Below are 17,229 nucleotides of genomic sequence, written 5' to 3'. Positions count from 1 at the left end.
TTAAACCTTACTCGTCATCTGAAACACTAATAGAAACTGTTTTCTGGCTTTGCTTTAAAGCCAATTCTGCGCCCACTTTACGGGCAATTTCCCGATAAAGAGCTGCGACTTCACTGTCAGGATCGGCAACGACAGTCGGCGCACCATTATCCATGGCTTCACGGATATTGATGTGCAGCGGCAAAGCGCCTAACAGTGGAACTTGATAGCGTTCAGCGATTTTACTGCCGCCGTGAGTTCCAAATGGATGTTCTTTATGACCACACTCAGGACATAAATGGAAACTCATGTTCTCAACAATACCCAGCACAGGAATGTTCACTTTCTGGAACATATTGATGCCCTTCTTGGCATCGGCCAGCGCGATATCCTGCGGTGTAGTCACGATAACGGCGCCGCTCACAGGAACTTTTTGCGATAATGTGAGCTGAATATCCCCTGTGCCTGGTGGCATATCAACGACTAAATAATCCAGTTCTGGCCATTGGGTTTCATTCAGTAACTGGGCTAACGCGCCCGCGGCCATTGGGCCACGCCACACGGCAGCTTCATCACCACTGAGCATAAAACCAATCGACTGCGCGGCAATACCATGGGCACTGGCGGCTGTCATATGTTTGCCATCGGGGGAAAGCGGTCTGAAATTAGGAATACCTAACATCATAGGCACTGACGGGCCGTAAATATCCGCATCGAGAATACCCACCTGCGCACCTTCGGCCGCTAATGCCAAAGCTAAGTTCACCGCTGTGGTTGACTTACCCACGCCGCCCTTACCTGAGGCTACGGCAATCACTTGCTTCACATTGGCAATCGGCGCAATAGAAGATAACGCTGAGTAGGCTTTAGGTTGAAAATCGATTTCACACTCGACTTCATCAATAGCATCGAGCACCGCTAACTTATTCGTCAGCGCCATAACAGTGTCGCGATACTGAGTCATACAAGGGTATGGATAGACTAAGCCAAGCTGCAAACGCTTACCTTCCAATGCCAGCTTATTTACGCATCCTGCGCTCACTAACCCTTTCGCGAGATACGGGTCAACAAATGAATCGAGAATAGCCAGAACTGGCCCGAGAAGATCGTCATTCAGACGATAATCAGTTTGAGTTGAAGACAAAAGAATTACCCCCACCAATAAATTTGCCCAAGTGTACCAGATAATGCAGAAAACATTAGCGCAGATTTAGCTCAATTGGCTCAGGTTTTGATGAAAATCATCCTGTAATCGGTTAGTATCTCTACCAATATTTTTGGCCCACCACGATATTTGAGACAAGATGGCAACTTCACAACGTAAAATTCTCGTGACCAGCGCACTTCCCTATGCAAACGGACCGATACATTTAGGTCACATGCTGGAATACATACAGACAGATATCTGGTCGCGTTATCAAAAGCTTCGTGGACATGAGTGCCACTATATTTGTGCCGATGACGCCCATGGCACGCCAATCATGCTTAAAGCACAGCAATTAGGCATAGCGCCAGAAGACATGATTGCCCAAGTGAACAAAGAACATCAGCATGATTTTGCCGATTTCAATATCGCCTTCGATAACTATCACAGCACCCACAGCGATGAAAACCGCGTACTGGCGAGTGATATTTATCTCAAGCTACGTGCGAATGGCTATATCAAGAGCAAGAGTATTTCTCAGCTGTTCGATCCTGAGAAATCCATGTTCCTGCCAGACCGATTCGTAAAAGGCACTTGTCCTAAGTGTAAGTCACCGGACCAATACGGCGATAACTGTGATGCCTGCGGCGCGACTTACAGCCCAACTGAGCTCATCAATCCAAAATCAGCGGTATCGGGTGCGACACCAGTGATGAAAGACACTGAGCACTTTTTCTTCGACCTGCCCGCCTTCGAAGGCATGCTAAAAGAGTGGACTCGCTCTGGCGCACTGCAAGTCGAGATGGCCAATAAACTCGACGAGTGGTTCGAGCAAGGTCTGCAGCAATGGGATATCACCCGTGATGCACCGTATTTTGGTTTCGAAATTCCCGATGCGCCAGGTAAGTATTTCTACGTTTGGCTCGATGCGCCTATCGGTTATATGGGTTCGTTCAAAAACCTCTGTGACAAACGCCCTGAGCTGAGCTTTGAGGAATACTGGGGCAAAGATTCAACCGCCGAGGTGTATCACTTCATCGGTAAAGACATAGTCTACTTCCACAGTCTGTTTTGGCCAGCCATGTTACACGGCTCAGGTTACCGCCAGCCAAACAGCGTCTATGCCCACGGCTATGTGACGGTCAACGGCGCTAAGATGTCAAAATCCAAAGGTACTTTCATCAAGGCGCGAACTTATTTAGATCATTTAGATCCTGAATATTTACGTTACTACTACGCCGCCAAACTCAGCAGCCGTATCGACGATTTAGATTTAAATCTCGAAGATTTCGCCCAGCGCGTGAATTCAGACTTAGTCGGTAAGCTAGTGAACTTAGCCTCGCGCACCGCAGGTTTTATCACTAAACGTTTCGATGGCAAGCTAGCGAAAATTCACGACACCACCCTGACTGAAGCGTTTCTAGCCAAGCAAGATGTGATTGCCGAATTTTACGAAGGCCGCGAATACGGCAAAGCAATGCGCGAAATCATGGCACTGGCGGATATTGCTAACGGTTTTGTAGCCGATGCAGCACCTTGGCAAATGGTGAAACACGATGATCAACAGGAAGCGGCCCATCAAGTGTGTTCAAATGCCTTGAATCTGTTCCGTATTCTAGTGACGTATCTCAAACCTGTATTGCCACGTTTAGCCCAAGATGTGGAAGCCTTTTTCCAACTGCCGCTCACTTGGAGTGCATTGAACCAAGATTTAGCGGGTCATGAAATCGCGCCATTCAAAGCCATGATGCAACGTGTTGAGCTGGATAAAGTCAATGCTATGGTTGCCGACTCTAAGGATAACCTGCAAGTCACGGCCGATGCACCAAAGACGGCTGCGCCTGAAAAAACGGTTGAATCATCTAATGTCAGCAGTGAGCCTCTGGTTAACGATCCTATCAGTGAAACCATCAACTTTGATGATTTTGCGAAAATCGACCTGCGTATCGCTCGTATCGTGAAAGCCGAGCATGTTGCTGACGCAGACAAGTTACTGAAGTTGCAGCTCGACATCGGTGGCGAAACACGCCAAGTGTTTGCTGGGATCAAATCGGCCTATTCGCCAGAAGACCTTGAAGGCAAACTAACTGTGATGGTGGCTAACTTAGCACCACGTAAGATGCGTTTTGGCATGTCAGAAGGCATGGTTTTGGCCGCTGGCCCTGGTGGCAGCGATCTGTGGATTTTAGAACCCCATGAAGGCGCACAGCCTGGCATGCGGGTTAAGTAATCTGCGCTAGATAACGCTCGAAAAATCAATAAGGCCGCATTTTATGTGGCCTTATTTGTTGGTATCGATTGTTTGAGCCGATTCGTGGTGCCGAGTGTCACTTCGTCTTTTAAAAGACTGAGTTTAAGCCATTTAATTTTAACTGAGTGGTTTAAGAGACTGAGTTAAAACTCGTATTTCTATCGACAAGAGATTCACGGCAATATGACATTCATATCAGTGACAAGTCTAAAATCGACGCAGTGCTAAATGAATAACTCGAGGAGTCGTTATGGGAAATATCGTTGAGCAGTTGCTGTTTTCTGCCTCGATTACGGGTCCCATCTGTTTGATGTTAGCGCTCGGTGTGATCCTAAAACGCACCCAAATCATCAATGAAAACTTTATTGATGTCGCATCAAGATTAGTCTTTAACGTGACGCTGCCAGCCTTGCTGTTCCTTAGCATCATTAGTTCCAATCACGATCTCGCCTCCAGTGCACCCTTGATTGGCTATGGTTTAGCGGCCAATTTCCTGTTTTTTATACTCTCCACCTATGCAACTGGGCGGCTATTTCCCAAGCACAAAGACCAAGGTGTGATCATTCAAGGGGGATTTAGAGCCAATACCGCGATTATCGGCTTAGCTTATGTTTCCAACGCCTATGGGAGTTCTGGTGTTGCCTTAGCCGCGGTCTATGTTGCCTCGATGACGCTGCTATATAACATTCAAGCGGTTATTTGCCTAAGCCCTAAAGGCGAAGAATCCAGCCAACGTGCATTTGGCGTGATCATCAAGACCATCACCAAAAACCCGTTGATCATTGCCATTATGGCAGGCATCTTTTTCTATTTGCTTGCTATTCCAGTACCGAAAATGGTGCTCGATGCGGGACAATACTTTGCCAATATGACCCTGCCATTAGCGCTACTGTGTACCGGCGGTTCGCTCGATGTTGGTTCACTCAAACATGAAAAGCATACAACTTGGTTCTCGACCGCATTGAAACTGATCTTTGCCCCGCTTTTTATCACTGTGGGGGCCTTGCTGTTGGGTTATCGAGGAATTGAGTTAGCAATGGTCTTTTTAATGAGTTCTGCGCCCACCGCAGCCGCAAGCTATGTGATGGCGCGCGCCATGGGTGGCAATGCGCCCCTTGCGGCCAATATTATTGCGCTAACCACAGTCTGCTCGCTGATCACGTGCACCTTAGGCATCTTTGTATTGTCCACTTTGGAGCTAATCTAGCAGCTAAAGGCTAAGAGCTGATTGCACAATCAGCTAGAGGAACGGATTTGAGTGACGATAAGTAACAATAAAACCACAATAAAAAAGGCGAGCCATGCTCGCCTTTCGTTTAGGAATAAAACAGTTAGATGGTCATCATAAGCCGCTTTATGAATGGATTAGACCGGATTGGTGATATCCACAAAATGGTGCACGAGATCAAACTCGCGGGCGAGGTGACGGCCTAAGGCTTGAATGCCAAAACGTTCTGTCGCATGGTGCCCCGCCGCAAAATAATGTATGCCCTGCTCTACCGCACTGTGGAACGTTCGCTCGGACACTTCACCACTGATAAACGCATCCACACCTAAACTCGCCGCAACATCAATATAGTCCTGTGCACCACCAGTACACCAAGCTACATGTTGGATCTTAGCATCGCGATCACCAATGTGCAGTGGGGCTCTGCCTAACGCATTCTCAAGGGTGTGAGAAAATTCACTAGCACTGACTGCAAGATCAAGTTTTCCACGCCACAGTAGCCCCTGAGCCACCTCTTCGATGGCTTCTGCGTCGATGATCCCAAGCTGTCTCCCCAAAGTCGCGTTATTACCGAGCATTGGGTGGGCATCTAAGGGTAAATGATATCCAAACAAGCTAATATCATGCTTGAGCAGCGCCTTAATTCGGCGTTGTTTCATGCCTGTGATCACTTCAGGCTCATTCTTCCAAAAAAAGCCGTGATGAACCAATATCGCATCGGCGTTTAATCGAATCGCTTCATCGATCAAGGCCTGACACGCTGTCACGCCCGTGACTAAGGTGCGGATCTCATCCTTGCCTTCTACCTGCAGCCCATTGGGTGCGTAATCCTTAAAGGCCGACACATGTAAAAAATCGGCTAAATATTGGCTTAGTTCTGTCCGTGTCATTGCATTACCGTCCGTTACTCAAGATGACCATTTACTGAAGATGAGAATTTATCCAATATGAGACCATCGCTTACATCGCGATATCAACACGCACGCCACCTTGCAGGTATACCACTCGAACTCTGTCACCCGCGTTAAACGTCATGCCAGCATCGTAATCTTGGATCACCATGACCTGAGTACCATCTTCTTGATTGATCATCAGTTCAACCAGCTTAAACGATTGCACGCTAGTACCACTGCCATAACGGTTACCGATACCCCCACCAATCAAGGCACCTAAAATCGTCGCCACATCTCGACCCGAACCGCCACCAAACTGATTACCAATCACCCCACCCGCTAAGGCGCCGCCGAAGGTTTTCCAACCTTGATTACGGTCTTCAATTAACTGGGTTTCGGTGATATTACGTACCGAAGTGATATCGCCATAGAGTACTTTCTCAACTGGCACGGCTTGATTGCGATCATAGCCAGCATTAGCGGGACTGATGATAAAAGCAAAAATAAACATAAAGCTTGCTAGAGTAGGTTTCCACATATCTGAATTTCCGCTAACTTAATAATAAGGTCTATAACTAAATCATACTCAATTGTGAAGTCACTGTCTTTCCTGAATCACGAATTTGACGCTTTTCCTTCGCCCGAGCTCGCCTTAACCGATCCTAATGGTTTATTGGCTATCGGCGGCGACTTACGTCCTGAACGTTTACTCTCTGCTTACTACAACGGTATTTTTCCTTGGTTTAATTCTGACGATCCCATCCTATGGTGGTCACCGGATCCCCGCGCCGTGTTTATTCCAGGTGAAATTCACATCAGCACCAGCCTGCGTAAATACTTAAAAAAACAACCTTGGCGGATCACAATCAATCACGCTTTCACCGATGTGATGGCTGGATGCGCGCAGCCAAGAGAAAAACAGAGCGGCACTTGGATCACCCAAGAAATTCAAATGGCCTATCGCGAATTGCATCACACAGGTCATGCTCACTCCATTGAAGTGTGGGAAGGTGAACGTTTAATCGGTGGGCTTTACGGCTTAGCGATCGGCCAAGTATTTTGCGGCGAATCCATGTTTCACCGTAAAACCAATGCGTCCAAGGCCGCCGTTGCCGCACTGCAACAACATTTACTCAAGATGGGATTCAAACTCATCGACGCACAAGTGATGAATCCCCACCTAGAAAGTTTGGGAGCTAAAGCTATTAAACGCATTGATTTTATAACGTTACTGAGCGAACTGAGAAACAATCCCGTGGACCCAAATACTTGGGCCACTAAAGAGGTCATCCTTGAACTCGAGTAAAGCATCGATCGCTATCGGTATCAGTCAAATATTTCCCTGCAGCTACCTTGATGGCCAGCAGGAGCAGCTACTCGTCATCCAAGAAGATACGCTCGATCCCATTTTATTTGAGCGTTTGCTCGCGGTAGGTTTTCGTCGCAGTGGTAGCTCTATCTACAAACCACGCTGCCCTAGATGCAGTGCATGCCAACCAATCCGTGTGCCAACGCATGAATTTGTCCCATCGAAACGCCAAAAACGCACTTTAGCAAAAAACCAAGATCTGACTTGGCGAATTACATCGGAGCAAACCGCCGAGCAATATACGCTATATGAACATTACATTCGTGGGCGACATTTTGACGGCCCCATGTTTCCCCCGAGTGAAGATCAATATAATCACTTTCTTTTTTGCCATTGGTTACCGCCAACGTTTATCGAAGTCTATGATGGAAATAAATTATTGGCAGTTGCGGTCACTGATAGCTTGCCCAATAGTCTTTCGGCAATTTACAGCTATTTTGACCCCGACGAAGAACATCGCTCCCTCGGCGCACTGTTAATTTTAATTCAGTGTCGACTGGCAAAACTCATGAATAAAGAATTTGTTTATCTCGGATATCAAATAGATGAAAACCGTAAGATGTCTTACAAGCGTTTGTATCGCCCATATCAAATTCTGACACCGACGGGCTGGGAGTATTCCCAAGTTTGCTAAGTACTTCCCCTTTACAGCGGGGGGAATTTGGGGCATGATACGCCCGTTTTTTATATTCGAAGGCTAATGGGATAATTAATTAATGGCGAAAGAAGACAACATTGAAATGCAAGGCACTATCCTTGAAACCTTGCCAAACACAATGTTTCGTGTAGAGCTTGAAAATGGTCATGTGGTGATAGCCCACATTTCAGGCAAAATGCGTAAAAACTACATCCGGATCCTCACTGGCGATAAAGTTACCGTCCAGCTGACTCCTTATGATCTGACCAAAGGTCGCATTGTCTTCCGCGCACGCTGATATAGCCTCTTAGATTTAAAAACCCGGCAAGGCCGGGTTTTTTTGTTTGCGAAAGATGAAAAAAATGGCTGCAATTGCAGCCATTTTTATGTCTAAAACTAATGGATAATCAAGCGTTAAGCTTTTGTTGTCGCTTTTTCGTGACGTTCGGTACGAATGACAATCTCGCCCTCCTTCACATCCACATACGCAACACCGCCTGACTCTAAGACACCAAATAAGATCTCGTCTGCCAATGGACGTTTGATCAATTCGGTCACGACCCGAGCCATTGGACGTGCGCCCATGTTCTTATCGTAGCCTTTCTCGGCCAACAAGGTTCTGGCTTCGTCGCTGACTTCCAAAGTAACGTGTTTTGCATCCAACTGAGCCTGCAATTCCACCAAGAATTTATCGACCACTTTGGCGATAATCATCATATCCAAATGATTGAACCAAATGATGGAATCGAGACGATTTCGAAATTCTGGCGAAAATACTCGATTAATTTCAGATAATGCATCTTGGGTGTGATCTTGCTGGGTAAAGCCAATAGACTTACGAATAGTCTCCTGTACACCCGCGTTAGTAGTCATCACCAAAGTCACATGTCTGAAGTCAGCCTTACGACCATTATTATCGGTCAAAGTACCGTGATCCATCACCTGCAACAGCAGGTTATAGACATCACGGTGGGCCTTCTCAATTTCATCCAATAGCACTACACAGTGCGGATTTTTAATCACAGCATCCGTGAGCAAGCCACCTTGGTCATAACCCACATAACCAGGAGGCGCACCAATCAGGCGTGACACTGTATGGCTTTCCATGTACTCAGACATGTCAAAGCGCACCAGTTTCATCCCCAAGCAGTTGGCCAGTTGGTTAGTGACTTCGGTTTTACCCACACCAGTGGGACCGGCGAATAAGAAGCTCCCCACAGGTTTTCGGTCAGCACCTAAGCCACTGCGCGATAAGCGAATGGCCGAACTCAGACTCTCAATGGCCTTATCTTGGCCAAAGACCACCATCTTAAGGTTACGCTCAAGATTACGCAGTAAGTCCTTATCAGTAGCGGATACCGACTTCTCAGGGATACGTGCCATTTTCGCCACAATCGACTCAATCTCGGCCTGGCCTATGGTCTTTTTACGTTTACTCATAGGCAGCATCACCATACGCGCACCCGCTTCATCAATCACATCGATGGCTTTATCGGGCAAATGCCTGTCGTTGATGTGCTTGGCCGACAATACTGCAGCGCTGCTGATCGCGGCCTGAGTATAACGAACCCCATGATATTCTTCGTATTTAGACTTAAGCCCCATCAAAATCTTAGTGGTTTCTTCCACTGAAGGCTCATTGATATCCACCTTTTGGAAACGACGTGCAAGTGCGCGATCTTTCTCAAAAATACTTTGATATTCTTGGAAAGTCGTCGAGCCCATGCAACGCAAATTGCCGCTAGATAGTAAAGGTTTCAGCAGATTAGAGGCATCCATTACGCCGCCAGAGGCCGCGCCCGCACCGATAATGGTATGGATCTCATCGATGAATAGGATGGCATGCTTATCAGCCGCCAGTTCTTTTAACAGGTTCTTAAAGCGCTTTTCAAAGTCGCCGCGATACTTAGTTCCCGCCAGCAGTGAACCTAAATCCAAGGAATACACTGTGGCTTCAAGCATCACATCGGGCACTTGTTTATTGACGATACGATACGCCAACCCTTCGGCAATCGCCGTTTTACCTACACCCGCCTCACCCACTAACAGTGGATTATTTTTACGGCGACGGCACAGGGTTTGAATCGCGCGCTCAATTTCTTGGTCGCGACCAATCAGTGGGTCGATGGTCCCTTGCTTTGCAAGTTGATTTAAGTTGGACGCAAATTGCGACAACATACTGCGCTCTTCGCTGCCTTCGCCCTGATCTTCAACACGTTCTTGATCTTGATGTGACTCAGCATCATCATTTTTGGCGAAACCATGGGAAATAAAATTCACTACATCTAAGCGACTAATGTCGCAGCGGCGCAGTAAATACACGGCTTGGGATTCTTGCTCACTGAAAATGGCGACTAACACGTTAGCGCCGTTCACTTCATTGCGACCCGATGACTGCACATGGAATACTGCCCGTTGCAGCACTCGCTGGAACCCAAGCGTCGGCTGAGTTTCTTTGTCATCATCAATATCGGCAATGATTGGGGTTGTTTGTTGGATAAAACTTGCCACTTCATCTCTGAGTTTATCTAGATTCGCTCCACAGGCGATTAACGCTTCTTGAGCCGCAGGATTGTCGATCAGAGCTAATAACAGATGTTCCACTGTCATATACTCGTGACGCGCATCTCTGGCTTGCTGAAACGCCAGATTTAAGGTGACTTCCAGATCTTTGTTCAGCATAAGCACCCCCAAAATTAACAACAGACTACAGAGTAAAGCGGTTTTATGCTTTCTCTAACGAACACAGTAACGGATGTTGGTTTTGTCTTGCAAATTGATTTACTTGTATCACCTTAGTTTCTGCAATCCCAAACGGGAAAATACCGCAAATCCCTTTTCCTTGGTGATGGATCGTCAACATGATATCGGTCGCTTCCTGCTCGTTCTTGCGAAAGAAAACCTGCAAAACTTCAATCACAAAATCCATTGGGGTGTAATCATCATTATTGAGTACCACCTTATACATCGAAGGCGGCATTAACTCTGATTCGACACGTTCTTCAACGTGTTCAATATTTCCTATCTTTGCCATTTTTTAATACTAGCCTCTCGTGTTGGCCTCTTCCAATTGATCCGTTCAAATTAATCAGTTGTTACCCCTTTGTTAATTTTAGCTTGACTTCCGCATTTACTCCTTACATTCTGTTGTGCAGACGGTGAACGAATACCCGTCTATACAGGTTTTACTATCTTACTGGTAAGTAGACAACAGAAGGAAGTGGAAGTATGGCAAGCGGAACTGTTAAATGGTTCAACAACGCCAAAGGATTCGGGTTTATTTGCCCTGATCAAGGTGGTGAGGACGTTTTTGCACACTATTCTACCATTGAAATGGAAGGCTATCGAACTCTAAAAGCAGGCCAACCCGTTCAATTTGAAGTAGAAGCCGGTCCAAAAGGGATGCACGCTTCAGCCATTTCACCAACAAAATAACGTTTGGTGAGGCCAATGATCTAAAAGGCAGGGACTTGTCCCTGCCTTTTTATTGCTGCGTGTTTCATCAATTCTCACCACTTAATGCTGCATCGCTCATCATCATTTCGCATGAATTTAATTCAAGTTCAATCGCCGCACATCACCCATTACATCCCAGCAAAAAGATTTTATCATCGGTCTCGACAGCAAATTTAGGGTATAAAAAAGGATCTGCAATGCAGACCCTTTTTTAAAATCAGTCTAATGACTTACAACTTTACATCAACTTAGATGGCCACACTGACGCGCACGCCATCTAAAAGTGATAACGAGCGGGATTAAGCAATCAACAGCTTGTTCAACGTCTCGCTTGGGCGCATGGCTTTTTCAGCCTTAGCTGCATCTAAACGGTAGTAACCACCTAAATCGACTGGTGCACCTTGTGCCGTCGCTAATTCAGCCACAATCACTTGCTCATTCGCCGCCAACGCATGCGCTAACGGAATGAAGTGGGCTTGTAACTGCTCATCGCCCGTTTGCGCGGCTAAGGCTTGTGCCCAGTACATGGCTAAGTAGAAATGGCTGCCACGGTTATCTAACTCACCGACTCTTCTTGATGGCGATTTGTTGCTATCTAAGAATTGGCCAATGGCTTGATCTAAGGTATCAGCTAACACTTGGGCTTTTGGATTACCGACAGTTTGGCTTAAATGCTCAAGAGACGCCGCCAGAGCCAAGAATTCACCGAGTGAATCCCAACGTAAGTGACCTTCTTTCTCAACCTGTTGCACATGCTTAGGTGCACTACCGCCCGCACCAGTTTCAAATAGACCACCACCGTTCATTAACGGAACGATTGACAGCATTTTGGCACTGGTGCCTAGCTCTAGGATGGGGAACAAGTCAGTCAGGTAGTCACGTAGAACGTTGCCCGTAACTGAAATGGTATCTTTGCCTTCTTTGATGCGAGCCAAAGACAAACGTGTCGCTTCTTCTGGAGACATAATGCTGATCTCTAAGCCATCAGTATCATGTTCTGGCAGGTACTGCTGCACTTTTGCAATGATTTGCGCATCGTGGGCGCGTTTGCTATCTAACCAGAATACCGCAGGAGTATTGCTTAAACGGGCACGGCGCACGGCCAGTTTGACCCAATCACGGATAGGTGCGTCTTTAACTTGGCACATTCTCCAGATATCGCCCGCTTCCACATTGTGGCTCATCAATACCTTACCGCTGGCATCGACAACGTTAACCACACCGTCAGCTGGCATTTCAAAGGTTTTATCGTGGCTGCCGTACTCTTCGGCTTTTTGCGCCATCAAGCCCACGTTTGGCACGCTGCCCATGGTTTTAGGATCAAAAGCGCCGTGCTCTTTACAGAAGGCAATCGTTTCTTGGTAGATACCGGCATAGCAACGATCTGGGATCATAGCTTTAGTGTCATGCAGTTGACCGTCTGGTCCCCACATTTGGCCAGATGAACGAATCGCAGCAGGCATAGACGCATCGATAATGATGTCGCTTGGCACGTGTAAGTTGGTGATACCTTTGTCAGAGTCAACCATAGCCAATGCGGGACGTGCAGCGTAAACGGCGGCGATATCAGCTTCAACTTCGGCGCGGCTATCGGCAGGTAATGTCGCGATTTTGGCATAAACATCACCAAAACCGTTGTTAACATCTACACCTAATTCAGCGAAAAGCGCCGCATGTTTGTCAAATACTGGCTTGAAGAAGACCTTCACAGCGTGACCAAACATAATAGGATCAGACACTTTCATCATAGTGGCTTTCAGATGCAGCGATAACAGCACATCTTCTGCTTTGGCGTTTTCGATTTCACGCTCATAGAAGCTCACTAAGGCTTTTTTACTCAATACCGCAGCATCGATAATTTCGCCAGCCAGCAGCTTAAGACCGGACTTGAGCACCACTTCTTGGCCATCTTTTTGCGTCAGCACGATATTCACGCTGCCCGCATCAGATAAAGTCACTGACTGCTCGCTGCCGTAAAAATCGCCGTCGGTCATGTGAGCAACGTGAGACTTAGAATCTGTAGCCCATTTACCCATTGAATGCGGGTTTTTCTTGGCGAAGTTTTTCACCGATAATGGGGCACGGCGATCTGAGTTACCTTCACGCAGTACTGGGTTTACCGCACTACCTTTGATCTTGTCGTAACGTGTTTTAATTGACTTTTCAGCGTCGGTTTTTGGCTCATCCGGATAGTGAGGGATGTCGTAACCTTTTTGCTGCAGTTCAAGGATACAGGCTTTTAATTGTGGAATCGAAGCACTGATATTCGGTAACTTGATGATGTTCGCTTCTGGCTGATTCGCTAACTCGCCAAGCTCAGTCAGATGATCGCCAATCTTTTGTGCTTCGGTCAGTTGCTCAGGGAAACTGGCAATAATACGGCCCGATAACGAGATATCACGGGTTTCAACCGCAACGCCCGCGGCGTCGGTAAACGTTCTGATAATAGGTAAGAGTGAGAGGGTGGCCAGTGCTGGCGCTTCGTCTGTTTCAGTGTAAATAATTGTTGATGAGTTATCTTTCATGTTACATCCTACATTATTGTAAAATTTAATATTTTTTATAATAATTTTATAGCATGGCGAACAAATCTGAGCACAGGGAAAATATCAATCAAGGCAATCGACCACGCCCTCACCTTTCAAATTCTCAATGCCCTTCTGTCTTTGCGCGCAAGCTAAAATTTGTTACAACGACTCATTAAAACCTAATAAACATTTAGGCACAGATCACATTTTCTGGCCGACATCATAGAGCATTCGCAATAATATTCAAATTCCACTAACGGCGAATGCCAAGTACACTATGACCACATTAACGACTCAATCAAGTCAGGTAAGCGTGTCTCAACCTCCTGTTAGCAAAAGTATGAACAAAAACAAGTTTCAACCTAAAGGTGCCAATGCCAGCGCAAGTTCCCCAGCCAAGAGCCCGATTAAACCCGCTAAGCCCGCCAGCAGAGGCCCTGCCAACCGCGCTACCGCCGTAGATAGCAAAGTAGCGCCAGCACGAAATGCCAATGGCAGTTTAAAGAAAGAACCCTTTAAAAATCCTAATCGACGCGCAATTGCGGCGGCAAAACCGGTGCAGAGCCAAACGCTCGCACCGATTATTGTGCTGTTTAATAAGCCTTTTGATGTACTTTGCCAGTTTACCGATGAGCAAGGTCGCAAGACCCTAAAAGACTATATCCCGATTGCTGACGTGTATGCCGCAGGCCGCTTAGATAGAGACAGTGAAGGCTTATTGCTGCTGACCAATGACGGTCAATTACAGGCAAGGCTGACAGAGCCAAAAAAGAAAACCTTTAAAACCTATTGGGTGCAAGTAGAAGGCGTTCCGACGGAAGATGTACTGACAAAACTGCGACAAGGTGTTGAATTAAATGATGGTATAACGCTGCCAGCTAAAGTCAAAATTATGGATTCACCCGACGTTTGGCCACGTAATCCACCGGTGAGAGAGCGCAAAAATATCCCAACAACTTGGCTAGAAATCCAAATTCATGAAGGCCGCAACCGCCAAGTCAGACGCATGACAGCGCATATCGGTTTTCCGACCTTAAGATTAATCCGTTATAAAATAGGCCAATGGAGTCTAGATAATTTGCCATCGGGTGAGCACAAATGCATCCGTCTCGGTGATGAAGTCTAAATTTCAGCCTAATTTCTGCGTTCAAATCCACTCAAAGGAGGCTCCATGAGTCAAAGATATAAACCCAATGTGACCGTCGCTTGTATTGTTCATGCAACTTCACAGGACAAATATCTGATGGTAGAAGAGTGGATTGAAGGCGAGCAACGCTTTAATCAACCCGCGGGTCACTTAGAAGCGAATGAAAGCTTGATCCAAGCCTGTGAGCGCGAAGTGTTTGAAGAAACGGGGTTATCACTCAAAGCCCAAGGACTCGTCGGCATTTATCAACTCAGCGCCAGTGAAGACTTAGCCTTTGTGCGCTTTACTTTTTTCGTGCAGTTAGATGATATGCCCTCACCTGCGCCGCAGGATAAAGCGATCCATAGTGCGCATTGGTTAAGTCTTGCGCAGATAGAAGCCATGCCATCTTTACTGCGCAGTCCCTTAGTACTCGATTGCTTAAAAGACTATCTCAATCAGGCACAAAATGGCCAAACTTATCCCCTTAGCTTACTCAATAGTGACCGCCTCACGATAGCCCAAGCGAGCAAGGCGTGATAGAATACCGCCCCGCATAAACGGCTGGCTAAGCTTAATGCGTGTGCTACTGCAGAGGCCTTGTACAGCAAATAAAGAGTTGGCCGTAAATGCGAGGTTTACTGACAGTTTGCGGACTCATTTTATTTGATAGCGCTGGCAAAGTTTGATTTAGCAATCAGCAGCACAGCACCTAGATGTAAAGTTAGCTTGGATTTAAAGTGAGCTTGGATTTTTAGTTAGCCCATATTTTTAGTTAGGTTAGGTATTTTTGTTACGCGCTCAATGTCGCGGCTTAAATTCATCCACCTAGCCAACACACATACTCAATGGTTTTTAGGATTTATGACATCAATCGAACCCACTCATACAGGAAAAAAAGTCATTGTCGGCATGTCCGGCGGTGTAGATTCATCTGTTTCAGCCTATTTGCTTATGCAGCAAGGCTATCAGGTTGAAGGCCTTTTCATGAAGAACTGGGAAGAAGATGACAACAACGAGTACTGCGCGGCCGCAGAAGATTTAAAAGACGCCCAAGCCGTGTGCGACAAGCTTGGGATCAAGCTACATACAGTCAACTTTGCTGCCGAATATTGGGACAATGTATTTGAGTATTTCCTCGCCGAATACAAAGCCGGCCGCACGCCAAATCCCGATATCATGTGCAACAAAGAAATCAAATTTAAGGCATTTTTAGAATTTGCCGACGAAATCCTCGACGCCGATTACATCGCCATGGGCCACTATGTGCGCCGCCGTGATAATAGCGATGGCAGTACACAAATGCTCCGTGGCGTCGATGGCAATAAAGATCAAAGTTATTTCCTCTACACCCTTAGCCATGAGCAAGTTGCCCGAAGCCTGTTCCCTGTCGGTGAGCTCGAAAAATATCAAGTTCGTGAAATTGCGAAAGAAATGGGCTTAATCACCCATGACAAAAAAGACAGTACTGGCATCTGCTTTATCGGTGAGCGCAAGTTCACTGAATTTCTAGGGACTTATTTACCGGCGCAGCCTGGCAATATCGAAACCCCAGAAGGCGAAGTCATAGGCACGCACCAAGGACTCATGTACCACACCTTAGGCCAACGTAAAGGCTTAGGCATTGGCGGCATGAAAAACAGCAATGACGATCCTTGGTATGTGGTCGATAAAGATCTTGAGCGTAACGTATTGATCGTGGGTCAAGGCGGACACCATCCCCGTTTGATGTCGACCGGCATGACAGTTAACCAACTGCATTGGGTGGATAGAACTGGCCCTGTCGATGGTTGTCATATCACCGTCAAAACCCGTTATCGCCAACAAGATGTGCCTTGCACATTAACCTACACAGATGAACACACCTTGCGCGTGGTCTTCGATGAACCTGTAGCGGCTGTAACGCCTGGACAGTCTGCGGTATTTTATGATGGTGAAGTCTGCCTAGGTGGCGGCATCATAGATCAATTAATCCGAGGGTAACGCGTGAACGAGCAACTCATTAACCGGACTATGGCGTTTGCAGGCATACTGCAAGCCATTGCCCAAGTTCAACATTTAGCGCGCCATGGCGAATTGGATAATGCCGAGCTCGCAGCGAGCTTAAACACCATTCTCGTCACCAATCCTGACAATACGGCCGATGTCTACCAAGATAAAATCGTATTGCAAAAAGGCTATGAGCTGATCCTGAACCAGCTCGGTGACAGCAGTCAAAAAGATGTTGAAATCACCCGCTATTTAGTGGGCGTGCTTGCCCTAGAGCGTAAACTCGTGCGCTCTAACAGTGGCTTAGGCATGTTGGCTGAACGTATTAATCAAGTGAATCGCCAACTACATCATTTTGCCATCACAGATGAGCAAGTTGTTGCCAATCTTGCCAGCATTTACAGTGACATCATCAGTAATTTAGGGCCAAAAATCCAAATATCGGGTAATCCTGTGTGTTTGCAGCGCCCTATTGTACAACATAAAATTCGTGCTCTGCTGCTTGCCGCTATACGCAGCGCAGTACTGTGGCGTCAGTTGGGCGGTAAACGTCGACACTTAGTCTTCGCCCGCAAAGCCATAGTCGATACAGCCAAGAAAAGTCTTACCCTATAATAAAATTAGCGTTC

At 46.7% G+C, this 17,229-nt stretch carries 16 protein-coding genes; 10 read left to right on the top strand and 6 right to left on the bottom strand.

Annotation, left to right across the window (positions count from 1 at the left end):
* Positions 1-7 precede the first annotated feature (7 nt).
* Positions 8-1,123: an iron-sulfur cluster carrier protein ApbC gene (apbC, locus tag AAA952_RS02855; RefSeq protein ID WP_006086266.1), complete on the bottom strand. Its 1,116-nt coding sequence runs from the start codon at positions 1,121-1,123 to the stop codon at positions 8-10.
* Between the two features lie 160 nt (positions 1,124-1,283).
* On the opposite strand from apbC, the gene metG reads away from it, so the two are divergent.
* Together metG and AAA952_RS02845 are read left to right on the top strand one after the other, a co-directional pair.
* On the top strand, positions 1,284-3,353 hold the full coding sequence (metG, locus tag AAA952_RS02850; protein WP_338254207.1) for a methionine--tRNA ligase: 2,070 nt from the start codon (positions 1,284-1,286) through the stop codon (positions 3,351-3,353).
* Between the two features lie 271 nt (positions 3,354-3,624).
* Positions 3,625-4,581, top strand: a complete 957-nt coding sequence (locus AAA952_RS02845; RefSeq protein WP_338254204.1) for an AEC family transporter — start codon at positions 3,625-3,627, stop codon at positions 4,579-4,581.
* Positions 4,582-4,739: 158 nt separating this feature from the next.
* Here AAA952_RS02845 and AAA952_RS02840 read toward each other — a convergent pair whose 3' ends face one another.
* Together AAA952_RS02840 and AAA952_RS02835 are read right to left on the bottom strand one after the other, a co-directional pair.
* Positions 4,740-5,492: a Nif3-like dinuclear metal center hexameric protein gene (locus tag AAA952_RS02840; RefSeq protein WP_338254202.1), complete on the bottom strand. Its 753-nt coding sequence runs from the start codon at positions 5,490-5,492 to the stop codon at positions 4,740-4,742.
* Positions 5,493-5,562: 70 nt separating this feature from the next.
* Complete coding sequence (locus tag AAA952_RS02835) at positions 5,563-6,033, bottom strand: outer membrane lipoprotein (protein ID WP_028759742.1); 471 nt, start codon at positions 6,031-6,033, stop codon at positions 5,563-5,565.
* 54 nt (positions 6,034-6,087) lie between these two features.
* Between AAA952_RS02835 and aat the strand changes: the two genes are divergently transcribed.
* From aat to infA, 3 genes are all read left to right on the top strand, one after another.
* On the top strand, positions 6,088-6,801 hold the full coding sequence (aat, locus tag AAA952_RS02830) for a leucyl/phenylalanyl-tRNA--protein transferase (RefSeq protein WP_131523329.1): 714 nt from the start codon (positions 6,088-6,090) through the stop codon (positions 6,799-6,801).
* Complete coding sequence (locus AAA952_RS02825) at positions 6,788-7,498, top strand: arginyltransferase (protein ID WP_028759740.1); 711 nt, start codon at positions 6,788-6,790, stop codon at positions 7,496-7,498. Before aat ends, AAA952_RS02825 begins: the two co-directional genes overlap by 14 nt.
* Before the next feature lie 82 nt (positions 7,499-7,580).
* The gene (gene infA / locus AAA952_RS02820) at positions 7,581-7,799 is read left to right on the top strand and encodes a translation initiation factor IF-1 (protein WP_006081934.1); all 219 of its coding nucleotides are present in this window, start codon (positions 7,581-7,583) and stop codon (positions 7,797-7,799) included.
* Between the two features lie 116 nt (positions 7,800-7,915).
* On the opposite strand, the gene clpA is transcribed toward infA, so the two are convergent.
* Both clpA and clpS read right to left on the bottom strand, forming a co-directional pair.
* On the bottom strand, positions 7,916-10,183 hold the full coding sequence (gene clpA / locus AAA952_RS02815; RefSeq protein ID WP_338254193.1) for an ATP-dependent Clp protease ATP-binding subunit ClpA: 2,268 nt from the start codon (positions 10,181-10,183) through the stop codon (positions 7,916-7,918).
* 43 nt (positions 10,184-10,226) lie between these two features.
* Entirely contained in the window at positions 10,227-10,535 is a 309-nt protein-coding gene (gene clpS / locus AAA952_RS02810; protein ID WP_006081936.1) for an ATP-dependent Clp protease adapter ClpS, read from the bottom strand.
* A 194-nt stretch (positions 10,536-10,729) separates the two neighbouring features.
* On the opposite strand from clpS, the gene cspD reads away from it, so the two are divergent.
* On the top strand, positions 10,730-10,936 hold the full coding sequence (gene cspD, locus AAA952_RS02805; RefSeq protein ID WP_006081937.1) for a cold shock domain-containing protein CspD: 207 nt from the start codon (positions 10,730-10,732) through the stop codon (positions 10,934-10,936).
* Between the two features lie 320 nt (positions 10,937-11,256).
* Here the strand turns inward: cspD and AAA952_RS02800 are convergent, their stop codons facing one another.
* Positions 11,257-13,482: an NADP-dependent isocitrate dehydrogenase gene (locus AAA952_RS02800; RefSeq protein WP_338254187.1), complete on the bottom strand. Its 2,226-nt coding sequence runs from the start codon at positions 13,480-13,482 to the stop codon at positions 11,257-11,259.
* 343 nt (positions 13,483-13,825) lie between these two features.
* Between AAA952_RS02800 and rluE the strand changes: the two genes are divergently transcribed.
* The 4 genes from rluE to hflD all read left to right on the top strand — a co-directional run bounded on the left by rluE (position 13,826) and on the right by hflD (position 17,215).
* The gene (gene rluE / locus AAA952_RS02795) at positions 13,826-14,611 is read left to right on the top strand and encodes a 23S rRNA pseudouridine(2457) synthase RluE (protein ID WP_338254185.1); all 786 of its coding nucleotides are present in this window, start codon (positions 13,826-13,828) and stop codon (positions 14,609-14,611) included.
* 45 nt (positions 14,612-14,656) lie between these two features.
* A complete protein-coding gene (locus AAA952_RS02790) occupies positions 14,657-15,151 on the top strand; it encodes an NUDIX hydrolase (RefSeq protein ID WP_212600198.1) in 495 nt (164 codons plus the stop codon).
* A gap of 324 nt (positions 15,152-15,475) precedes the next feature.
* The gene (mnmA, locus tag AAA952_RS02785) at positions 15,476-16,594 is read left to right on the top strand and encodes a tRNA 2-thiouridine(34) synthase MnmA (RefSeq protein ID WP_338254183.1); all 1,119 of its coding nucleotides are present in this window, start codon (positions 15,476-15,478) and stop codon (positions 16,592-16,594) included.
* 3 nt (positions 16,595-16,597) lie between these two features.
* Complete coding sequence (gene hflD, locus AAA952_RS02780; protein ID WP_263138561.1) at positions 16,598-17,215, top strand: high frequency lysogenization protein HflD; 618 nt, start codon at positions 16,598-16,600, stop codon at positions 17,213-17,215.
* Positions 17,216-17,229: the final 14 nt, after the last annotated feature.

It is taken from the genome of Shewanella sp. M-Br, assembly GCF_036245925.1.
In the GTDB taxonomy this organism is placed as follows: domain Bacteria; phylum Pseudomonadota; class Gammaproteobacteria; order Enterobacterales; family Shewanellaceae; genus Shewanella; species Shewanella oncorhynchi.
Note: the sequence above shows the minus strand (reverse complement) of the source record. Positions and strands in the feature narration are given on the sequence as shown.